Annotated in this window: 22 protein-coding genes; 11 read left to right on the top strand and 11 right to left on the bottom strand. The window is 69.8% G+C overall.

Going from position 1 to position 18,756, the window contains the following annotated elements; all coding sequences use genetic code 11:
• The first annotated feature begins 48 nt into the window (after positions 1–48).
• The 4 genes from ACIO52_RS12690 (at position 49) to ACIO52_RS12675 (ending at position 5,699) form a co-directional block, all read left to right on the top strand.
• Positions 49–2,547 carry a DEAD/DEAH box helicase gene (locus ACIO52_RS12690; protein ID WP_402643740.1) on the top strand — a complete coding sequence of 833 codons (2,499 nt, stop codon included), beginning with the start codon at positions 49–51 and terminating at the stop codon, positions 2,545–2,547.
• Positions 2,548–2,651: 104 nt separating this feature from the next.
• The gene (locus tag ACIO52_RS12685) at positions 2,652–3,767 is read left to right on the top strand and encodes a type III PLP-dependent enzyme (protein WP_402643737.1); all 1,116 of its coding nucleotides are present in this window, start codon (positions 2,652–2,654) and stop codon (positions 3,765–3,767) included.
• Between the two features lie 8 nt (positions 3,768–3,775).
• Positions 3,776–4,978: an adenosylmethionine decarboxylase gene (speD, locus tag ACIO52_RS12680; protein WP_218716506.1), complete on the top strand. Its 1,203-nt coding sequence runs from the start codon at positions 3,776–3,778 to the stop codon at positions 4,976–4,978.
• Positions 4,979–5,138: 160 nt separating this feature from the next.
• Entirely contained in the window at positions 5,139–5,699 is a 561-nt protein-coding gene (locus ACIO52_RS12675; protein WP_402643735.1) for a hypothetical protein, read from the top strand.
• 53 nt (positions 5,700–5,752) lie between these two features.
• Here ACIO52_RS12675 and ACIO52_RS12670 read toward each other — a convergent pair whose 3' ends face one another.
• The 6 genes from ACIO52_RS12670 to ACIO52_RS12645 form a co-directional block, all read right to left on the bottom strand.
• Complete coding sequence (locus ACIO52_RS12670; protein ID WP_218716504.1) at positions 5,753–5,965, bottom strand: 4-oxalocrotonate tautomerase family protein; 213 nt, start codon at positions 5,963–5,965, stop codon at positions 5,753–5,755.
• Between the two features lie 14 nt (positions 5,966–5,979).
• Entirely contained in the window at positions 5,980–6,720 is a 741-nt protein-coding gene (locus ACIO52_RS12665) for an SDR family oxidoreductase (protein ID WP_342801578.1), read from the bottom strand.
• Between the two features lie 86 nt (positions 6,721–6,806).
• Complete coding sequence (locus ACIO52_RS12660; RefSeq protein WP_316575488.1) at positions 6,807–7,397, bottom strand: TetR family transcriptional regulator C-terminal domain-containing protein; 591 nt, start codon at positions 7,395–7,397, stop codon at positions 6,807–6,809.
• Between the two features lie 47 nt (positions 7,398–7,444).
• Complete coding sequence (locus tag ACIO52_RS12655) at positions 7,445–8,047, bottom strand: energy-coupling factor transporter transmembrane protein EcfT (protein WP_218716501.1); 603 nt, start codon at positions 8,045–8,047, stop codon at positions 7,445–7,447.
• Positions 8,044–8,724, bottom strand: coding sequence for an energy-coupling factor ABC transporter ATP-binding protein (locus ACIO52_RS12650; RefSeq protein ID WP_218716500.1), 681 nt, complete (start codon positions 8,722–8,724; stop codon positions 8,044–8,046). The genes ACIO52_RS12655 and ACIO52_RS12650 overlap by 4 nt, the downstream gene beginning before the upstream one ends.
• A 21-nt stretch (positions 8,725–8,745) precedes the next feature.
• Positions 8,746–9,339 carry a biotin transporter BioY gene (locus ACIO52_RS12645; protein ID WP_218716499.1) on the bottom strand — a complete coding sequence of 198 codons (594 nt, stop codon included), beginning with the start codon at positions 9,337–9,339 and terminating at the stop codon, positions 8,746–8,748.
• A gap of 186 nt (positions 9,340–9,525) precedes the next feature.
• Between ACIO52_RS12645 and ACIO52_RS12640 the strand changes: the two genes are divergently transcribed.
• Positions 9,526–10,620: a LuxR family transcriptional regulator gene (locus ACIO52_RS12640; protein WP_218716498.1), complete on the top strand. Its 1,095-nt coding sequence runs from the start codon at positions 9,526–9,528 to the stop codon at positions 10,618–10,620.
• Between the two features lie 11 nt (positions 10,621–10,631).
• On the opposite strand, the gene ACIO52_RS12635 is transcribed toward ACIO52_RS12640, so the two are convergent.
• From ACIO52_RS12635 to ACIO52_RS12625, 3 genes are all read right to left on the bottom strand, one after another.
• Positions 10,632–11,291, bottom strand: coding sequence for a S1 family peptidase (locus ACIO52_RS12635; RefSeq protein ID WP_218716497.1), 660 nt, complete (start codon positions 11,289–11,291; stop codon positions 10,632–10,634).
• A 64-nt stretch (positions 11,292–11,355) separates the two neighbouring features.
• Entirely contained in the window at positions 11,356–11,592 is a 237-nt protein-coding gene (locus ACIO52_RS12630) for a hypothetical protein (protein ID WP_218716496.1), read from the bottom strand.
• Between the two features lie 107 nt (positions 11,593–11,699).
• A complete protein-coding gene (locus ACIO52_RS12625; RefSeq protein WP_218716495.1) occupies positions 11,700–12,608 on the bottom strand; it encodes a hydrogen peroxide-inducible genes activator in 909 nt (302 codons plus the stop codon).
• A gap of 109 nt (positions 12,609–12,717) precedes the next feature.
• On the opposite strand from ACIO52_RS12625, the gene ACIO52_RS12620 reads away from it, so the two are divergent.
• The 3 genes from ACIO52_RS12620 (at position 12,718) to ACIO52_RS12610 (ending at position 14,707) form a co-directional block, all read left to right on the top strand.
• On the top strand, positions 12,718–13,305 hold the full coding sequence (locus ACIO52_RS12620) for a peroxiredoxin (protein WP_218716494.1): 588 nt from the start codon (positions 12,718–12,720) through the stop codon (positions 13,303–13,305).
• Positions 13,306–13,346: 41 nt separating this feature from the next.
• Positions 13,347–13,886, top strand: coding sequence for a carboxymuconolactone decarboxylase family protein (locus ACIO52_RS12615; protein ID WP_218716493.1), 540 nt, complete (start codon positions 13,347–13,349; stop codon positions 13,884–13,886).
• Positions 13,887–14,005: 119 nt separating this feature from the next.
• Positions 14,006–14,707, top strand: coding sequence for a PhzF family phenazine biosynthesis protein (locus ACIO52_RS12610; protein WP_218716492.1), 702 nt, complete (start codon positions 14,006–14,008; stop codon positions 14,705–14,707).
• A 2-nt stretch (positions 14,708–14,709) separates the two neighbouring features.
• Here the strand turns inward: ACIO52_RS12610 and ACIO52_RS12605 are convergent, their stop codons facing one another.
• Entirely contained in the window at positions 14,710–15,765 is a 1,056-nt protein-coding gene (locus ACIO52_RS12605) for an RNA polymerase sigma factor (protein ID WP_218716491.1), read from the bottom strand.
• Positions 15,766–15,826: 61 nt separating this feature from the next.
• Positions 15,827–16,405 carry a DUF5134 domain-containing protein gene (locus tag ACIO52_RS12600; RefSeq protein ID WP_402643726.1) on the bottom strand — a complete coding sequence of 193 codons (579 nt, stop codon included), beginning with the start codon at positions 16,403–16,405 and terminating at the stop codon, positions 15,827–15,829.
• A gap of 116 nt (positions 16,406–16,521) precedes the next feature.
• Here ACIO52_RS12600 and ACIO52_RS12595 point away from each other — a divergent pair, with 116 nt between their 5' ends.
• The 3 genes from ACIO52_RS12595 to ACIO52_RS12585 all read left to right on the top strand — a co-directional run bounded on the left by ACIO52_RS12595 (position 16,522) and on the right by ACIO52_RS12585 (position 18,738).
• Positions 16,522–17,016 (top strand): GNAT family N-acetyltransferase, encoded by a 495-nt coding sequence (locus tag ACIO52_RS12595; RefSeq protein WP_218716489.1) that lies wholly within the window; start codon positions 16,522–16,524, stop codon positions 17,014–17,016.
• Positions 17,017–17,104: 88 nt separating this feature from the next.
• Positions 17,105–17,497: a YciI family protein gene (locus tag ACIO52_RS12590; protein WP_218716488.1), complete on the top strand. Its 393-nt coding sequence runs from the start codon at positions 17,105–17,107 to the stop codon at positions 17,495–17,497.
• A complete protein-coding gene (locus ACIO52_RS12585) occupies positions 17,494–18,738 on the top strand; it encodes an RNA polymerase sigma factor (protein WP_402643722.1) in 1,245 nt (414 codons plus the stop codon). Before ACIO52_RS12590 ends, ACIO52_RS12585 begins: the two co-directional genes overlap by 4 nt.
• Positions 18,739–18,756: the final 18 nt, after the last annotated feature.

Here is an 18,756-nt window from a genome sequence, read left to right as displayed (position 1 = left end):
GCAGGTCTGGGCACGGCGACGCCCGCCTCGCCCACTAGGGTGGTCGGAGTGGATCTGACCGACCTGCTCGAAATCCCCGGGACCGACGCCGACGCGCTCTACGAGTCGTTCGCGGCGTGGGCCGCCGAGCAGGGCACGCCCCTGTATCCGGCGCAGGACGAGGCGCTCATGGAGCTGGCCTCGGGATCCAACGTGATCCTGGCGACGCCGACCGGATCGGGCAAGTCCCTGGTCGCGGTCGGCGCGCACCTGTTCGCGATGGCCAACGGGCAGCGCAGCTACTACACCGCGCCGATCAAGGCGCTGGTCAGCGAGAAGTTCTTCGCGCTGTGCGAGGTGTTCGGCGCGACGAACGTCGGCATGGTCACCGGCGACGCCGCGGTCAACGCCGACGCCCCGATCATCTGCGCGACGGCGGAGATCCTGGCGAACCTGGCACTGCGCGAGGGCGCGGCCGCCGAGGTCGGCCAGGTGGTGATGGACGAGTTCCACTTCTACGCCGATCCCGATCGCGGCTGGGCCTGGCAGGTGCCGATCATCGAGCTGCCGCGCGCGCAGTTCCTGCTGATGTCGGCGACGCTGGGCGAGGTCGACTTCTTCGCCGAGGATCTCGAGCGCCGCACCGGCCGCTCGACCGCGGTGGTCGCGGGCACCGAACGCCCTGTCCCCCTGACGTTCTCGTATGTGCGCACCCCCGTCACCGAGACGCTCGAAGAGCTGGTGACCACCCATCAGGCGCCGGTGTATGTCGTGCACTTCACCCAGGCCGCCGCGCTGGAACGCGCCCAGGCGCTGACCAGCGTGAACTTCGCCACCCGCGCCGAGAAGGACGCGATCGCCGCCGCCATCGGCGAATTCCGCTTCGCCGCCGGCTTCGGCAAGACCCTCTCGCGGCTGATCCGCCACGGTATCGGCGTCCACCACGCCGGCATGTTGCCCAAGTACCGCAGGCTGGTGGAGAAGCTCGCCCAGGACGGCCTGCTGAAGGTGGTGTGCGGCACCGACACCCTCGGCGTCGGCATCAACGTGCCGATCCGCACGGTGCTGCTGACCGGGCTCACCAAGTTCGACGGGGTGCGGACCCGCAGGCTCAAGGCCCGCGAGTTCCATCAGATCGCCGGCCGCGCCGGCCGCGCCGGATTCGACACCATGGGCACCGTCGTCGTGCAGGCGCCCGAGCACGAGGTGGAGAACGCGCGCCTGATCGCCAAGGCGGGCGACGATCCGAAGAAGCAGCGAAAGGTGCAGCGCCGCAAGCCGCCCGAGGGTTTCGTGTCCTGGAGCGAGGAGACCTTCGACCGGCTCGTTGCCGCGCAGCCCGAGCCGATGGTGTCACGTTTCGCGGTGACCAACGCGCTGCTGCTCAACGTGATCGCCCGGCCAGGCAACTGCTTCGACGCCATGCGCCACCTGCTCGAGGACAACCACGAGCCGCGCCCGGCCCAGCGCAAACACATCCTGCGTGCCATCCGGCTCTACCGGGCGCTGCGCGATGCCGGTGTGGTGCAACAACTCTCCGAGCCCGACGCGCAGGGTCGGATGGCCCGGCTCACCGTCGACCTCCAGCGTGACTTCGCTCTCGATCAGCCGCTCTCGCCGTTCGCGCTGGCGGCCTTCGAACTGCTCGATCGCGACAGCCCCACCTACACCCTCGATGTCGTCTCGCTGATCGAGGCGACCCTGGAGGACCCCCGGCAGCTGCTGATGGCCCAGCAGCACAAGGCGCGCGGGGCCGCCGTGGCCGAGATGAAGGCCGACGGCATCGAATACGAGGAGCGCATGGAGCTCCTGGAAGAGGTCACCTGGCCCAAGCCGCTGGCCGAGCTGATCGAGCCCGCCTTCGAGACCTACCGGGCCGGGCATCCGTGGGTCTCGGAGTTCGCGCCGTCGCCGAAGTCGGTGGTGCGCGACATGATCGAGCGCGCGATGACCTTCGCCGAGCTGATCTCGTTCTACGAGCTCGCCCGCTCCGAGGGTGTGGTGCTGCGCTACCTCGCCGATGCCTACCGCGCGTTGCGCCGCACGGTGCCCGACGCGGCCCGCACCGAGGAGCTCGACGATCTCGTCGAGTGGCTGGGCGAGCTGATCCGCCAGGTGGATTCGAGCCTGCTCGACGAATGGGAGCAGCTCACCAATCCGGGCGCGGAGAACGACGCCGAGCAACTCGCCTTCGGCGCGGAGTCGGTGCGCCCGATCTCGGCCAACGAGCGCGCCTTCCGGGTGATGGTGCGCAACGCCATGTTCCGCCGGGTCGAGCTCGCCTCGCGACAGCGCTGGTACGACCTCGACGAGCTGAGCCCGGGCCCGGACTGGGCCGAGGATTTCGCCCCCTACTTCGACGAGTACGCCACGATCGGCACCGGCCCCGACGCCCGCGGCCCGCAGCTGTTCCAGGTGGAGCAGCGGCCCGGTTTCTGGCATGTGCGCCAGGTCCTCGACGACCCCGCGGGCGACCACGGCTGGGCACTGACGGCCATCGTCGATCTGGAGGAGTCCGACGCCGCGGGCGAGGTGGTGTTCGACGAGGTCACGGTGTCGGCGGGCTGACTGATACCCGTTCCCTATCGTCGAAAATGACGAATGTTTGACGGATTCGTTGTTGGGTAGGCGCCGCTGATACTCTCTCCCGGCCGCCGACCGAAAGTTCAACTATGCCCGAATCCCCGTACCTTGTCATCTACCCCGAGCGGGTACGTGCCAATTACCGAGCTCTCGCCGCCGCCGTGTCGGCGCGGCGCAGCCGGGGCACCCGGATCAGGTACGCGGTGAAAGCGGCACCGGTCGACGAGTTGCTGACGCTGCTCGACGTCGAGGGCGCCGAGTTCGATGTCGCCAGCATCGGCGAGATCGAGCAGGCACTGCGCCTGGGGATCGACGCGGCCAAGCTCTGCTACGGCAATCCCATCAAGAAGAGCGCCCACATCGCGCGCGCCTTCGCCCTGGGTGTGCGCCGCTACGCCTTCGACACCGAGGACGACCTGCTGCGCATCGCCGAGCACGCGCCCGGCGCGGAGGTCGAGTGCCGGTTCCTGTCCTCGGCGCCGGAGTCGCGCACCCCCTTCGGCACCAAGTTCGGCTGCGCGCCCAGCGAGGCGCTGCGGCTGCTGGTGCGCGCCCGCGATCTGGGCTTGGCGGTGGGTGGCCCGTACTTCCACGTCGGCTCCCAGCAGCTCGATCCGGCCGCCTGGCGGATCGGTATCCGCCAGGCCGGTGAGATCGTGACCGCGTTGGCGGACAAGGACATTCACGTCGCCGCGGTCAACGTGGGCGGCGGTCTGCCGATCTCCTACGCCGACGCGGCCCCCGAGCTCGACGCGATCGCGGCCGCCATGACCGCGGCCGCCGCGCAGTTTTTGCCCGAGTCCACCGGCCTGGTCGTCGAACCCGGCCGCGCGCTGGTGGGCAACGCGGGCACCATTCACGCCGAGGTCGTCGGCGTGCGATTCGCGCCGGATGGCCGGCGCTGGGTGTATCTCGACATCGGCCGATACAACGGTATGGCCGAGACGGAGAACGAGTACATCGCCTACCGGTTCGTCACCGATCGCGACGGCGATCCGGTCGACGAGGCGGTGGTCGCGGGTCCGACCTGCGACGGCGACGATGTACTGTATCAACGCACGAAGGTCCTTCTGCCGACCACGTTGCGAGCCGGTGATCAGATCCAGATCCTCGACACCGGCGCCTATACCGCGAGTTATTCGTCGGTGTCCTTCAATGGTTTTCCGCCCTTGACCGTTCATGTCTCGGGCGCTGAGCGAGAGTGAGTTTGCCCATGACGGCGGAATTCACCGGCTGGCACGTGCTGGCCGAGTTCGGTGGTGTCGACACAGACCTGTGTGACGATCTCGAACGACTCGAATCGGCGTTGCGTGAGTCTCTGATCGCGGCGGGCGTCACCATCTGCGATGTCGTTCACAAAAAGTTCGATCCGCAGGGGGTGACCGTCCTCGCCCTGTTGTCGGAGTCCCACGCCTCGATTCACACCTATCCGGAGTCCGGCGACATCTTCGTCGACGTCTTCACCTGCGGCAGCATCGGCGCGGGCGCGACGAAGGCGGTAGAACTCCTGCGAGACAAGTTGTCTCCCAAGGATGTTCGGATGAAGGTCGTCCAGCGCGGCCACGGGGCCGAGAAGATCTACGAACCGGTGGGCGACGGCCTGACCCGGATCTGGGATCTGCACGAGGTGATCGTGGACACGAACACCCCGTTCCAGCACATGGTGATCGCGCGCACCGATCAGGGCATCTCCCTGTTCTCCGACGACGACCGCCAGTCCACCGAGTTCTCCCAGGTCACCTACCACGAGGCCATGATGGTCCCGGCGTTCGTGCTGGCCGAGAAGCTGGACCGGGTGCTGATCATCGGTTCCGGTGAGGGCGTGGCCTCGCAGATGTCGGTGGCGGCGGGGGCGACCCTGGTCGATCACGTCGATATCGACCAGCGCGAGGTCGAGCTGTGCGCCCGGCACCTGCCCTACGGCTACACCCCCGAGGAACTGGCGGCCGCGGTCGCCGGTGAGGGCCCGGTGCACGTGCACTACGCCGACGGCTGGGACTTCCTGGCCAACGCGCAGGAGGCGGGCACCCGTTACGACGTGATCGTCATCGATCTGCCCGACGAGCGGGTCGAGGACGCCCAGCACAATCGCCTCTACGAGTCGGAGTTCCTGTCCCGATGTAAGGCACTGCTGGCGCCCGGCGGCGTGCTGTCGGCCCAGGCCGGCTGCGCGACCATGTGGCGCAACGAGACCCTCAAGCGGTCGTGGGGTCGGTTCCACGAGCAGTTCGCCACCGTGGTCCCCTACGGCAGCGACGAGCACGAGTGGACCTTCCTGTTCGGCCTGAACGAGAAGATCGAGGACCCGGTCCGCGGCATGACCGACCGCCTGGCCCTGCTCCCCTACCGCGCCGAGACCATCGACGCGCGCGCTCTCGAGCGCGGCGCGATCGAGCCCTACGCGCTGCGCGCCTGAGCTCGCTCGCGACAGACGACGAAGGCGGTGCCCCGGATTGCCGGGGCACCGCCTTCGTCGTGGCGGCGGCCGATCATCGGCGGGCTCTCGATTCCGGTGCCGCGAGGCACCGAATGTTGGCACTATGCGAAGGCATGCTCCGACAGAATCGAGTCCGCTCATGACACCGACACCGTTGTCCGCCGCCGGTCTGATGCCGGTCCGTGTGCCCTCGGACCGCCGCCCCCGCCTGGACGCGCTGTCGCGGGCCGGCCGCACCGGGTTCCGCGCGATGTTCGACTCGGCGCCCGAGGTGACGGCGAGCGATTTCGCCCGGCTGGACGGTGATGTGACCATGCGATCGTTCCCCGGGTCCGCCGAACGCGTGCTCGGGCCGGTGATGGCGCGGCCGTCGTATTTCTGGGTGGCGAAGTCGTTTCGTCACGTGGACGGCGAGATGGCGGTGGGACACAACGTCTTCCGCCTGCTGGGCGGGATGCGGGCCCTGAATTTCGTGGCGACCGTGGGTGCTTCCGTGCTCGACGGGCGTCCGGCGGTGCTGTTCGACTACGACGATCCGCGGGTCGGTTCGCGCAGGCCCGCCCGGCGGATCTACGACGAACTGCGCGAGGTCGAACCGGATCTGTGGCTGGGGCCGAGCTACTTCGTGAGCGGCTCGAAGCGAATCCCGATGGGCTGGTTCGCCCTCGACGCCTCGGTGCCGTTCGACGGCCCGGCCTGACACAGCGGTGCGCCGGGCGCGGGAGAACCCACGCCCGGCGCACCGCCGCGCACTCAGTCGCGGGCCGCGCGTCGCGCGCGATACTCCGCGACGTTGACCCCGCCGACACCCCAATCCGTGAGCGCCACTTCGTCGATCACCACATAGGTGCTGTCGGGCGACTTGCCGAGCACCTCGAACAGCAGATCGGTGACGCCCTTGATCAACTGCCCCTTCTGCTCCGGGGTGACCCCTTCATCGGTGACCTTGATATTCACGTACGGCATGGTTGGTTTCCTTTCTACGCCGCTCTACCCGAAATGAACCCGCCGTCGACGGGGAGGATGTGGCCGGTGACGAACTCGGCATCGGTCAGGTACAGCACGGCCGCGGTGGTGTCGGCGACTTCACCGATCCGGCCGAGCAGGGCCGCGCTCGCGGCGGCGCGCTCGTCGCCGTCACCGAACAGCGGGGTGCGGATGATGCCGGGCGCGACCGCGTTCACCCGGATCCGCGCCGGCGCCAGCTCGGCGGCCAGGCTGGTGGTCAGGGCGTGGACACCTCCCTTGCTGATCAGCGCGGCCGAGGCGGGCAGCCCGGTCATCGCGTGATCGATGAGCACGGTGCCGATATTGACGATGCTGCCGCCGTCGCCCTGGGCGAGCAGCTGCCGCACCACGGCCTGGGTGGTGAAGTAGGTGCCCTTGAGGTTGCCGCCGAGGTAGCGGTCGAGCTCGGCCTCGGTGACGTCCACGAACGGGGTCGCCCCGAAGACGCCCGCGCTGTTGATCAGCGCGTCGACCCGGCCGAATCGGTCCAGGGCGGCCCGCACGTACGCCGAACCCGTCGCGGGCGAACCGATGTCGCCTGCCACGGTGGCCACCCGATCGGGCGCGGCCAGTTCCGCGGCGACCTCGGCGAGCTTGTCGGGGTCGCGCCCGCCCAGCACCACCGCGTCACCACGGGCGACGAAGGCGCGAGCGACATCGCGCCCGATTCCACTGGATGCCCCGGTCACGACGACCGTTTTCGGAGTCGGCATCGGCTGTTCCTCTCAGATGTAAGACGACCGGTCGTCTCTGAATAGGCGACCGGAAGTTGAGACCAATCGGTCGGATAGTGACGTGGTTACGGCCGGAAGTAGTCGTCGAGCAGGCGCCGCAGACACTTGTCCAGCGGCTCGACGGTGCGATCGATCTTCATCCGGATCACCGCGCCCTCCCAGGATTCGAGGAGCAGATCGGCGAGGTCGACGGCGTCGAGGTCGGCGCGCACCGTCCCCTCCGCCTGCGCGGTGCGCAGCGCGCCCGCCACACCATCACGCCAGGCAGCCCAGGCCGCCGACAGAGCGGTGCGCAGCGTCTCGCTGCCCTCGAGCTCGCCGCCGAGGTTGACGATCAGGCAGCCGCCGGTGAAGTCGCGGGCCACGAAATCCGCGGTGAGCGTGGCGAAGAAGCGACGCAGACCGGTAAGCGCATCGGGCGCACCGGTGAACGCCTCGGCCAGGTTGCGCTGCACACAGAGCGAGTGATGCTCGATCACCGCGTGCGCGAAGCTCTCCTTGCTGTCGAAGTAGTTGTAGAACGACCCCTTCGGTACGCCGACCTTGTCGAGCACCTGCTTGATGCCGGTGCCGTGGTAGCCGTTGAACAGCAGACCGACCGCGCCCTCCTCGATCAGGAGTGCTCGCGTGTCGTCGCTACGCCGGGGTCGTGCCATGCGAGTAACTATACGACCGGTCGTCTACTAATGGCAAGGGTGACCGCTCAGTCGTCGTCGACGCCGCGGGCCGCCAGCGCCTCCCCCATCGCGTCGGCGGTCCGCAATGCCCGCACGAGCACGGGCGTGACCAGGGCGGTCGCCGACCAGGACACCCCGCGGGCCCGGCGCGCCTCGGCGACGTCGTGCACGATCTGCGCCAGGAGGGGGACACAGCGGATGGCCAGCGCCAGCAGCAGCCCCACCCGCTCGGGATCGACCCCGACCCGGCGCAGCGGGCCGAGGGCGCGGGTGAGGGCGTCCAGCATGTCGGTCACCCGGGTCGTCACGGTGACCAGGGCCGCGAGGGCGACCGAAGCGAGGAGCACCCCGCAGACGACGACCGCCCGGGTGGGCGAGGTGGTCAGCAGCTGGAACGCGCCGATGATCAGGGTCATCCACAGCACCGGGCGCAGCTGGGCCAGCGCCACCCGCCAGGAGATCCGCGCGAGCGCGAACAGGCAGACGATCACGAGCACGAGACCGCCGACACCGAGCGGACCGCGCACGAACACCGTCATCGCGACGATCGCGGCGACCAGCAACGCCAGCTTCACCCCCGCGGGCAGCCGGTGCAGCGGGGAATCGCCCGGGCTGTAGAGGCCGATCATGCGACGAGCCGCCGGTAGGCGTCGACCGCCTCCGCGGGCGGGCCGTCGTAGGCGACGGACCCGTTGTCCAGCACCACGACTCGATCGAAGCCGTCGAGCAGGGCGAGCTGGTGGGTCACCACGATCACCTGCTGGTCGAGGGCGGCCAGCGCCGCCGACACCCGGCGGGCGTTGCGCAGATCCAGCAGGGTGGTCGGCTCGTCGGCGATGATCACCTCGGGTTCGCGGATCAACGCGGAGCCGATCGCGAGCAACTGCTTCTGCCCGCCCGAGAGCAGATGCGCCGGATGGTCGGCGTGCGCGGACAGGCCGAACCGGTCGAGCATCCGCGCCACCCTGGCCGCGATCTCGGGCTTGCCCAGACCACTGCGCCGCAGCGAGAACGCCAGATCCTCGGCGACGGTCGGCATGACGATCTGGGTGTCGGGATCGGTGAACACGAAGCCGACCTTGCGCCGCACCTGCGCACCCTTGCGGGCGGCGTCGATCCCGTCGACGGTGACGGTGCCCGACGTCGGCGTCAGCAGGCCGTTGAGCATCCGGGCGAGCGTCGACTTCCCCGAGCCGTTGGCGCCGATGAGACCGACCCGCCGTTCGGTGATTCGCAGGTCGATCTCGCGCAGCACGGTCCGCTCACCGAACCGGTGCCCCACCGCGTCGAGGACGATCTCGCTCACGCGCGCCGCCCGGCCACGCGCTCAGCCACGGATCAGTCCGGGGTAGGCCCGGTGCACGCCCTTGGCCACGACCGTGGCGATGACGACCTTGGCCAGGTCACCGGGCACGAACGCGAAGTTGGTCGACACCGCGGCCCACACCCCGAGATCGGTGCGGATCAGCAGACCCGCGGTGCCGAACAGGTAGATGACCACGATGCCGCCGAGCGCGTTGATCAGCAGGCCGGGCACGATCGGATATTTCGGCAGGATCAGCGCGGTCAGCGCGCCGATCACCAGCGTGGCGGGAATCCAGCCGATCAGATAGCCCGCGGTCGGCGAGGCCAGCGCGGTCAGGCCGGTGCGGCCGCCGGAGAGCAGCGGCAGGCCGATCAGGGTCAACGCGATGAAGACCGCGACCGCGGCGGTGCCCTTGCGCGCGCCGAGGATCGCGCCGGTCAGGATCACCCCGAGGGTCTGCAGAGTGATCGGGACACCGCTGAACCCGACGGTGATCGCGCCCGGCAGCCCCAGGGCGGCGATCAGCGCCGCGAACACCGCGATCTGCGCCAGGTCCCGCGCGGCGAAACCGACCGCGGGCTTAGGGGATTTCTCGACATCGGGCACGGCTGACATCCTTCACCACGGAATTGAACGACGTTCAAGATAGCAGGTGAGGGGCCTGCGGGCGCACCCGGACGGCAGCGGAGGGCATTTCGCCCCGCGCGAAGATCGACTACGATTCGAAGGTTGGGACCTCCCGGGCGGCGCTCGCCGCACGACGGCAGCGCGCCGACGACCCGTGGTCGAGGAAAGGCCATCATGTCGATAGCGCTACAACGTTTTTCGAACTTGATCGCCGCGATCTACGCCGCAGGCAACGACCCGGACCGATGGGACTCGGTCATCGGGGAGATCACCGACACCTTCGGCGCGGTCCACGGATTTCTCGTCATCGCCGATCCGGCCGCCGCCCGCTTCGCGATCAAGACCTCGGGGGCCGGTTGCCCGCCGGATCTGTCGACCCGGCTCGAGCACATCGCCGAGCGGGTGCAACAGCTTCCGGTCGGCAGCACCGCCACCAGCGACGATCTGTTCGCCGTGCCGGGGCACGACAGCGCCCTCGCCGATCAGGTGAACGCCAACGGCCTGTCCAACAGCCTCCTGGCCCGGCTCAGCGACGATCGCCCGTCGTCGTGGATCTGCCTGACGATGCCCGATCACCAGTCGATCACCGGACACCCCGCGAGCCTGGCGCTGCTGCGGGTGCTGGTGCCACACCTGCGCGGGGCCCTGCGAACGCAGTCCCGGCTGGTCGCGCTGTCGCGGGACCGGGCCTTGGCGCTCGCGACCCTGGAGCAGGCGCACTACGGGATCATGATCGTCACCACCGACGCGGCGGTGGTCTTCGCCAACTCGATGGCCGAGCGGATCACCCGGCAGTCGGACGGGTTGTCGGTGGACACCTTCGGCTGCCTGCGGGCCGGTTCGTCGACCACCCAGCTCCGGCTGCGCTCACTCATCGACCAGGCCGCGGGACCGGACTACAGCAGCGGCAACGTCGCGGTCGCGCGCAACTCCGGCCGCAAGCCGCTGATCCTGCGGGTCTCCCCGCTCGACGGTATCGCCGGCGACGGACTGTGGGACCGCGCGGTGCTGCTCCTGGTCGCCGATCCGGACCACGACCCCGAACCGGAGCCGACGGCGCTGCACGATCTGTACGGCCTGACCGATGCCGAGACCCTGGTGGCCATGGGAGTGCTGCGCGGCGACGGCTTGCCCGCCGTCGCCGACCAGCTCTCGGTCTCGGTATTCACCGCCCGCACCCACCTGCAGCATATTTTCGCCAAGACGAAAACACACCGTCAGGCCGAATTGGTCCGGCTGTTGTTGACCACTGCCATTTCCGCGCAGTAACTATTCGCGCATCAAATCGGATGGTATCCCGCGCCGATTCCACCCTGCGCGTCGACGTCGGCGAGAATCAGCGAGAAATTCGCGCCGACCTGGGGACCGATACACGGCAGCCCGATATATCCGTTGACGATCGCGACGAGCGTCGAACCGACGACGACGGGCGCGCCCGAATCGCCGACGATCACGCAGATCTGGGTCAACGTCCACGAGGCGCCACCGAAGACGTCCCCGTAGACCAGGCCACAGGTCTGCCCGGTGGTTCGTCCCTCCTTGCACGCGACGGCCGGGAACTGCGCGGGCACTCCGACGTCGGTGATCGTGGTCGAGCCGACGTGGTTCACCGGGATCACCGCGCCCTCGTCGAAGGCGATGACCGCGTAGTCCAGGTCGCTGCCCACCAGCGCGATCGTGCCGACGTTGCCCGCCTCGGGATCGGCCTCCGCGGCCACACCCATGCCCGCACCGGCCGCAGCGCAGTGCGCGGCGGTGAAGCCGACCAGCCGACCGGAACCATCTCGGCCGATGGTCGTGAGTGTGCAGGTGGAGCCGTCGTCGAGGACGATGCCCGAGCCGCCACCGAGGGTCACCGGGGCAGCTCCCTGCGCGGTCCCGGCGGTACCCCAGATCAGCAGCAGTGCGGCGGCGAGAGTCCACCACCGACCCCGTGTCATAGGGACACTCCCGCGCTGATGTGCGGGAGTGCCTCGAGTGCTTCCTGTTTTCGGCATCTGCGTGTCAGACCACGCAGACCGGGAACAAGATGGGGACCGTGATCAAGACGATGCCGCATGCGAGGAAGGCACCGGGGATCGTGATGAACGGTGACAACACAACAGGCTCGACCTGGACCGGCACCGGTGCGACGGGGACGGGGTCCGCCGCGGGCGCTGCGCCGGCTACACCGGCACCTAGGGCGATCATCGGTGCACAGGCGAGCACCGCGATGGTTGAACGAATCTTGTACATGGCCATTCCTTAGACTGTCTCCCACATTTGTCGTGCCGACTCCATGACGGAATCGTCACCCTATAAAGGACAGCACCGACGGCCCGGAATATCGTCGTACGAACAGATGAGATCTAAAAGGGCCGCTTCGATCTGATCACCGCTGCGAGGTATTCGTAATCCTCGGCTCGCGCGGATGACCCCCGATATGCCAGCCCGATCGTGCGGCCCGGCGCGGGATCGGCGAAGCGCGCGGTGTCGAGCGTGGCGCGAGCGGTCTCGGCGGCCACCGCCATCTGCGGGATGAGGGTCACCCCGAGACCGCCCGCGACGCACTGCACCACGGTCGTGAGCGAGGCGGCGCGGGTGTCGCCGACCGCACCGGGGTGCACCTCGGCGGTGCGGCACAGTTCGAGGGTCTGGTCGCGCAGGCAGTGCCCCTCGTCCAGCAGCAGCAGGGGCATGTCGGCCAGCACCGGCGCGGCCAGATCGGTGCGCCCGGCCAGCTCGTGCCCGCGCGGGGTGACAAGCACGAATTCCTCGGAGTACAGCGGGATCTCGACCAGACCGGGCGCCTCGGTGGGCAGCGCGAGCAACGCGACGTCGAGGACGCCGGTGCGCAGTCCGTCGAGCAGCCGGGCGGTCTGGTCCTCCACCACCTGCGGCACCAGCGTGGGCAGTTTGCGGCGCAGCTCGGGCAGTAGCCCCGGCAGCACGTAGGGCGCCACGGTCGGGATGATGCCCAGGCGAAGGACGCCGCCGAGCCCGTCACCGGTCGCCGAGGCGACGAAGCGGTCGGCGGCCTCGAGGGTCGCCATCGCCTGCGGCAGCAGCCGCATCCCGGCCGCGGTGACCAGTACGCGGCGGGTACTGCGCTCGATCAGCTGCAGCCCGAGTCCGTTTTCCAATGATGCCAACGCCTGCGATAACGTGGGTTGGCTCACAGTCAAACGCGCTGCGGCGGTACCGAAATGCCGGTATTCGGCGACGGCGACGAACGCACGCAGCTGCGACAGGGTTGGCTGATAAGTCTGATCAGTCACGCCTATCAGTGTACGACGAGCAATCGGCTTTACCTTTCAGTACGCTTTCGGCAAGATCCCTACGGGCTCACACGACGAGCGCGACCACACCACGAATGAGGAGATGAGCATGGCTCTGCTGACCATCGGCGACCAGTTCCCGGCATACAACCTCAAGGCCGTCATCGGAGGTGACCTGTCGAAGGTCGACGCGCAGCAGCCGGACGACTACTTCACCCAGATCACCAGCGACGACCACGCGGGCAAGTGGCGCATCGTGTTCTTCTGGCCCAAGGACTTCACCTTCGTGTGCCCCACCGAGATCGCCGCGTTCGGCAAGCTGAACGAGGAGTTCGCCGACCGTGACGCGCAGGTCCTCGGCGCCTCGGTGGACAACGAGTTCGTGCACTTCCAGTGGCGCGCCCAGCACGAGGATCTCAAGACCCTCCCCTTCCCGATCCTGTCGGACCTCAAGCGTGAACTGGCCACCGCCACCGGCGTTCTCAACGCCGACGGTGTCGCCGACCGCGCCACCTTCATCGTCGACCCGAACAACGAGGTGCAGTTCGTCTCGGTGACCGCCGGTTCGGTCGGCCGCAACGTCGACGAGGTGCTGCGCGTGCTCGACGCCCTGCAGTCCGACGAGCTGTGCGCCTGCAACTGGAAGAAGGGCGATCCGACCATCAACGCGGGCGAACTGCTCTCGGCCAGCGTCTGATCCACCTTTCCCACCGAATACCCCAGAGGAGCCCCACTGTCATGAGCATCGAGAACCTGAAGAACTCCCTCCCCGAGTACGCCAAGGACCTCAAGCTCAATCTGTCCTCGATCGCGCGCACCACGGTGCTCAGCGAGCAGCAGCTGTGGGGCACCCTGCTCGCCTCGGCCGCCGCGACCCGCTCGGCGACCACGCTGCGCGAGATCGCCGAGGAAGCCGCCGACGTGCTCTCCGCGGAGGCCTACGAGGCCGCGCTGGGTGCCGCGTCGATCATGGGCATGAACAACGTGTTCTACCGCGGCAAGGCGTTCCTGGAGGGTCGCTACGACGACCTGCGCGCCGGTCTGCGGATGAACATTATCGGCAACCCGGGCGTCGACAAGGCCGATTTCGAGCTGTGGTCGTTCGCGGTCTCCTCGATCAACGGCTGCGCGCACTGCCTGGAAGCGCACGAGAAGACGCTGCGCGAGGCCGGTGCGTCGCGCGAGGTGATCTTCGAGTCGCTGCGCGCGGCGGCCATCGTCGCCGGTGTCGGCCAGGCGGTGCAGTCCACCGAGGCCCTGGCCTCGGCCACCGTCTGAGGTGACCCCACCGCGGCCCCCGACCGGATTCCGGGCGGGGGCCGCGGTCGTTTCCCGAGGACACGACCGGGCCCGCGCGATCCCGTCACGCCCGCGTACCGGCCGGTAGGCTCGCGATCATGAACGCACATGATGTGCCCGATGCCCCGGACATCCAGGTCGAGGTCGTCCGAGTGTTCACCGATCCCGCCGGGCAGCTCGGCAACGCGCTCGGCATCGCCCGGGCCGGCGATGTCGTCGCGCTCGACAAGCAGGAGCTGGCCGCCCGGCTGGGCTTCAGCGAGACCACCGTCGTACAGGATCCCGTGGACGGGGTCGCCGACGTCCGGATCTACACGCCCACCGTGGAACTGCCGTTCGCCGGGCATCCGAGCGTGGGCACCGCGTGGTGGCTGGCCGTGCAGCGGACGCCGGTCCACACCCTGCAGGTGCCCGCCGGTCCGGTCGCCGTCACCCAGACCGACGGCCTGACCTGGATCACCGCCCGCGCCGAGTGGGCGCCGGACTTCACCTTCCACGAGCTGGCCTCGGCGGAGGAGCTCGCGCTGCTGCGGCCCGAGGACATCACCACCGGCCAGCACTACTTCTGGGCCTGGACCGACGAACCGCGCGGCGCCCTGCGCTCGCGAATGTTCGCCCCCGCCATGGGGATCGCCGAGGACGAGGCGACCGGTGCGGCCGCGGTCGCGCTCACCGCGCAGTTGCGCCGCGGCCTGGTGGTGACCCAGGGACAGGGGTCTCAGCTCTACACCGAATGGGATTCCGACGGCTGGGTGCGCCTGGGCGGGCGGGTCGCCGAGGACCACGTGGTGGTGCTCTGAGCTCAGTGGCCCGGCGGGCCGCCGAAGCGGCGCAGCCAGGGTGGCCGGGCGGTCCAGTGCCCCCGTCGGGAGGTGTCGGGGCTGGTCAGGTCGGCCAGGATCCTGGCTTCCAGGTGCCGGGGCGGCGTGCGCTGGTCCTCGACCGCCAGGCGGGCGAGCACGTCGTGCACCCCCCGGACCCGGTCGGCGAACTGTGCCAGGCCGGCCGGGCTCACGGTGGCCAGCTTGTTCTCGATGTGGTGGTGTTCGAGTTCGGCGACCGCGTCGAGGGCGTAGGCGTCGGCCAAGGCGAGCAGTGAGCCCGGGGGGCTCCAGGATCGCGCGGGGCCCACGGGCAGGGTCCGCTGCTCGGCCAGCCGCTCCACGCTCTCGGCGAGCAGCCGGGTGACAGCGGGCACCCGCAGGCCCAGTTCGCGGCCGATCGCCCGGTAGGTGCGCCCACCGTAGTAGGCGAGCACGAACACCTCGCAGTGACTGTCGAGCGGGTCGGCGAAACCGAGCCGGGCCGAGGCGGCGAGCCAGGGGATGTCGTCGCGGTCGTGGCGGTCCAGCCGCAGCCGTTGCACGGCGAGCCGATGGACCTGGGCCAGCAGCCAGGTCTGCTCGGCGCTGAACTCCGGTTCGCCGCGACCCACATAGGGGGCCAGCAGCTCCGGCTCGGACGCGGGCGGGCGGACGCCGCCGACCCGGGAGCCGTCGCGATCGTAGACCGCGCCGCGGCCGAAACCGGTGTCGCGACGCTGACCGCCGACGAATGCCGAACGGCCCCAGGGTGTCCCGAGATCGGGACCGGAGTCCGCCGCGGGGTCGCCCGGCGGCGCCGGCGGCTCGGGATCGACCGTCCACGGTGTCGTGCGCAACCGCCGATATCCCTCGCGGACAACGTCTTCGGCCGCGCCCCGGCGGTGCAGTATCCGCAGCGCGAGACCGAAGGCCGCGGCCCCGGTGGCCCGGAAGAGCGTGCGCAGCGCGTCGCGGTCGTCGGGCTCGGACGGGAGGTCGGGGACGGACCGCTCGACGCCACCGGCCGCCGGGTCGGGACTACGCTGCCGGTTCATCGTCGAATTCCTGTCCACACAACGGCAATTCGCAGCGCGAGCGGTTGTGGATCGGTATTCACTACCCGATCGCGGCGATCAGCATGAAGGCGGTACCGATATCCATCACCACATGGGGGATCAGCGCCGAGGTCAGTGGATGGGCGCCGACGGGGTGGACGAACCGGTGCGGGCGCGGGCCGTGACCGATGGTACCGAGCGCGAGCAGGGCGTCGAGCGCGAACAGCGCGGCCAGCGCCGCCGCGGGCCAGCCCGGACCGCTCTCGTGCTCGCCACCGTGACCGGCCATCGCGTACAGCATCGCCGCGGCCGCCAGCGTGTGGTAGCCGAGTGCGAGCACGCCGTCCGGCCCCGCCGCGGCCCCCCGGTCGAGAACACGCTCGACCAGCAGGATCGCGAAGGCGACGGTGAGTGCGGTGAGCACGCCGCGCACGGCCAGCGGATGGGTCGCGGCGGGGAACACCAGCATCGCCAGCATCATCAGGCACATGAGCAGGTGGGCGCTGTCGGCCGCCGCGTCGACCCGGTGGCTGGGTGCCACCCGGCCGGTCAACCGCCGCGCGACGATGATCGTCGCCAGCACGAACGCGGCGACCACCGGCCACCGCACGAGTGCATAGTGCTCAACGAATTCGGCCACACCCCACCACCTTCGAGTCGAGACCCGCGCTCCCCATGCTCGCATCGACCACGGTGCCCGCGGGGGCGTTTGCCCCCACGCGAACGCGCGCACCGGTGATGACGGATCATGGACCGATGTCCGACGCACACTCCGTGGCCTCGGCGCAGGCATTGCGCGTGACGGTCGACGATCTCTCCGGCGCCCCCATCCGCGACCTGCTGACCGGCCACCACACCGAGATGGCCGCCAACTCCCCCGCCGACAGCATGCACGCCCTCGATCTGGCCGCCCTGCGCGATCCCGCTGTCACGGTGTGGAGTGCCTGGGTGGGCGACGAGCTGGCCGGGTGCGGTGCGCTCAAGGAACTCGACCCCGCCCACGGCGAGATCAAATCCATGCGCACCGCCGACGGGTTCACCGGCCGTGGCGTCGCCGCGGGCGTGCTGGCCGGCATCGTCGCGGAGGCACGGCGGCGCGGCTATGCGCGACTGAGCCTGGAGACCGGCTCCCACGAGTTCTTCGCCCCCGCGCGCCGCCTCTACCTGCGGCACGGTTTCACCGAGTGCGGGCCGTTCGCCGACTACGTCCTCGATCCGCACAGCCAGTTCTTCACTCTCGCCCTCGGCTGACCCGCGATGTCGACAACACCCGATCGGCTCCGACGTTCCGGGTGAGGATGGGCCGAGACGGGCGCATCGACGATCGTGAGGAGCCGAGATGAAGTACGTGATCCTGATCCATTCCAACCCGCAGCCGTGGGGCCATCCCACCAGCGACTACCTGCCCGAATACCAGGCGCTGTCGCAGGCGGAGCGGGACCGGGGCAACGCGGAGTTCGAGCAGTTGCTCGGCGAGCTGCACGAGCGCGGCGAGCTGGTCACCGGGGAGGCGCTGGCGGCGCCGGAGACCTCGCGGCTGTATCGCTGGGCCGACGGCAAGCCCTTGGTCAGCGACGGACCCTACTCCGAAGCCAAGGAACACCTGGCCGGGTTCTTCCTGATCGATGTGGAGAGCCAGGAGCGGGCCGAACAGATCGTCGCCCGGTTCGCCGGGCCGGGTGAGACCGTGGAACTGCGGCCGACGATGTGGCCGGGCGGCGACGACCAGTGAATCAGCGGGTGGTCGAGGACGTCTGGCGCCGGGAGGCGCCCTACGTCCTGGCCGCCCTGCTGCGCAGGCACGGCGATCTCGGCGACTGCGAGGACGCCGCCCAGGAGGCCGCCGAGGCGGCGACCGCGCAGTGGGGCACCGACGGACTGCCCGCCAATCCCCGGGGCTGGCTCATCACCGTGGCCGCGCGGCGGCTGATCGATCGGGTCAGGGCCGATCAGGCGCGGTCGGGGCGCGAGGCGGCCGTCGCGGTGGCGCGGCCCGCCGACAGTGGTCTCGCCCCACCCGCCGATCAGGTCGTGCCCGACGACGGCGACGACACCCTGCGCCTGTTCCTGCTGTGCTGTCACCCGAGCCTGAGCCGCTCCTCACAGGTAGCGCTCACCCTGCACGCGGTCGGCGGGCTGAGCGCCGCGCAGATCGCCGCCGCCTACCTCGTGCCGGAGCGCACCATGACCCAGCGGCTCACCAGGGCTCGCGCCACCCTGCGGGCGGCGGGCGCCCGCTTCGCGCTGCCGGATGCCGACGCGCTCCCGGCCCGGATCGCGGCCGTGCTCGATGTCTGCCACCTGCTGTTCGTGGCGGGCCACACCCGCTCGGCCGGTGGCGCGCTGGTGGATCGAGACCTGTCCGAGGAGGCGATCCGGCTGACCCGGGCGTTGGCCGCGGCGATCCCCGACCACGACGAGATCGCGGGCGCGCTGGCGCTGATGCTGCTCACCCACGCCCGCTCGGCGACCCGGATGCGCGGCGGTGACCTGGTCCCGCTGGCCGAGCAGGACCGGACCCGCTGGGATCGGCAGGCGATCGAGGAGGGTGTCGCGATCCTCGAACGGGTGCTGCCCCGAGGCCATGTCGGCCGATTCCAGGTGCAGGCGGCGATCGCGGCGGTGCACGCCGAAGCCACGACGTGGGGCGCGACCGACTGGGCGCAGATCCGCGTGCTCTACGACATGCTCGACCGGATCGCGCCCGGCCCGATCGTCACCCTCAACCGCGCGGTCGCGGTCGGGATGGCGGACGGGCCCGCGGCCGGGCTGGCCATGGTCACGCCACTGCTCGACGATCCGGTGATGGCGCGCCACCATCGGACCTACGCGGTGCGCGCCCATCTGCTCGAACTGACCGGCGCCATCGACGACGCGCTCGAGAACTACCGCCGCGCGGCGCGGCTGACCGCCAGCGTCCCCGAACAGCGCTACCTCAACGACCGGGCCGAGCGGCTGGAACGGGGTCGGTAGCATCTGCCGCCGACCCCG

The organism is Nocardia sp. NPDC087230 (assembly GCF_044744725.1).
Taxonomy (GTDB): domain Bacteria; phylum Actinomycetota; class Actinomycetes; order Mycobacteriales; family Mycobacteriaceae; genus Nocardia; species Nocardia canadensis.
This window is presented reverse-complemented; position numbering and strand designations above follow the sequence as displayed.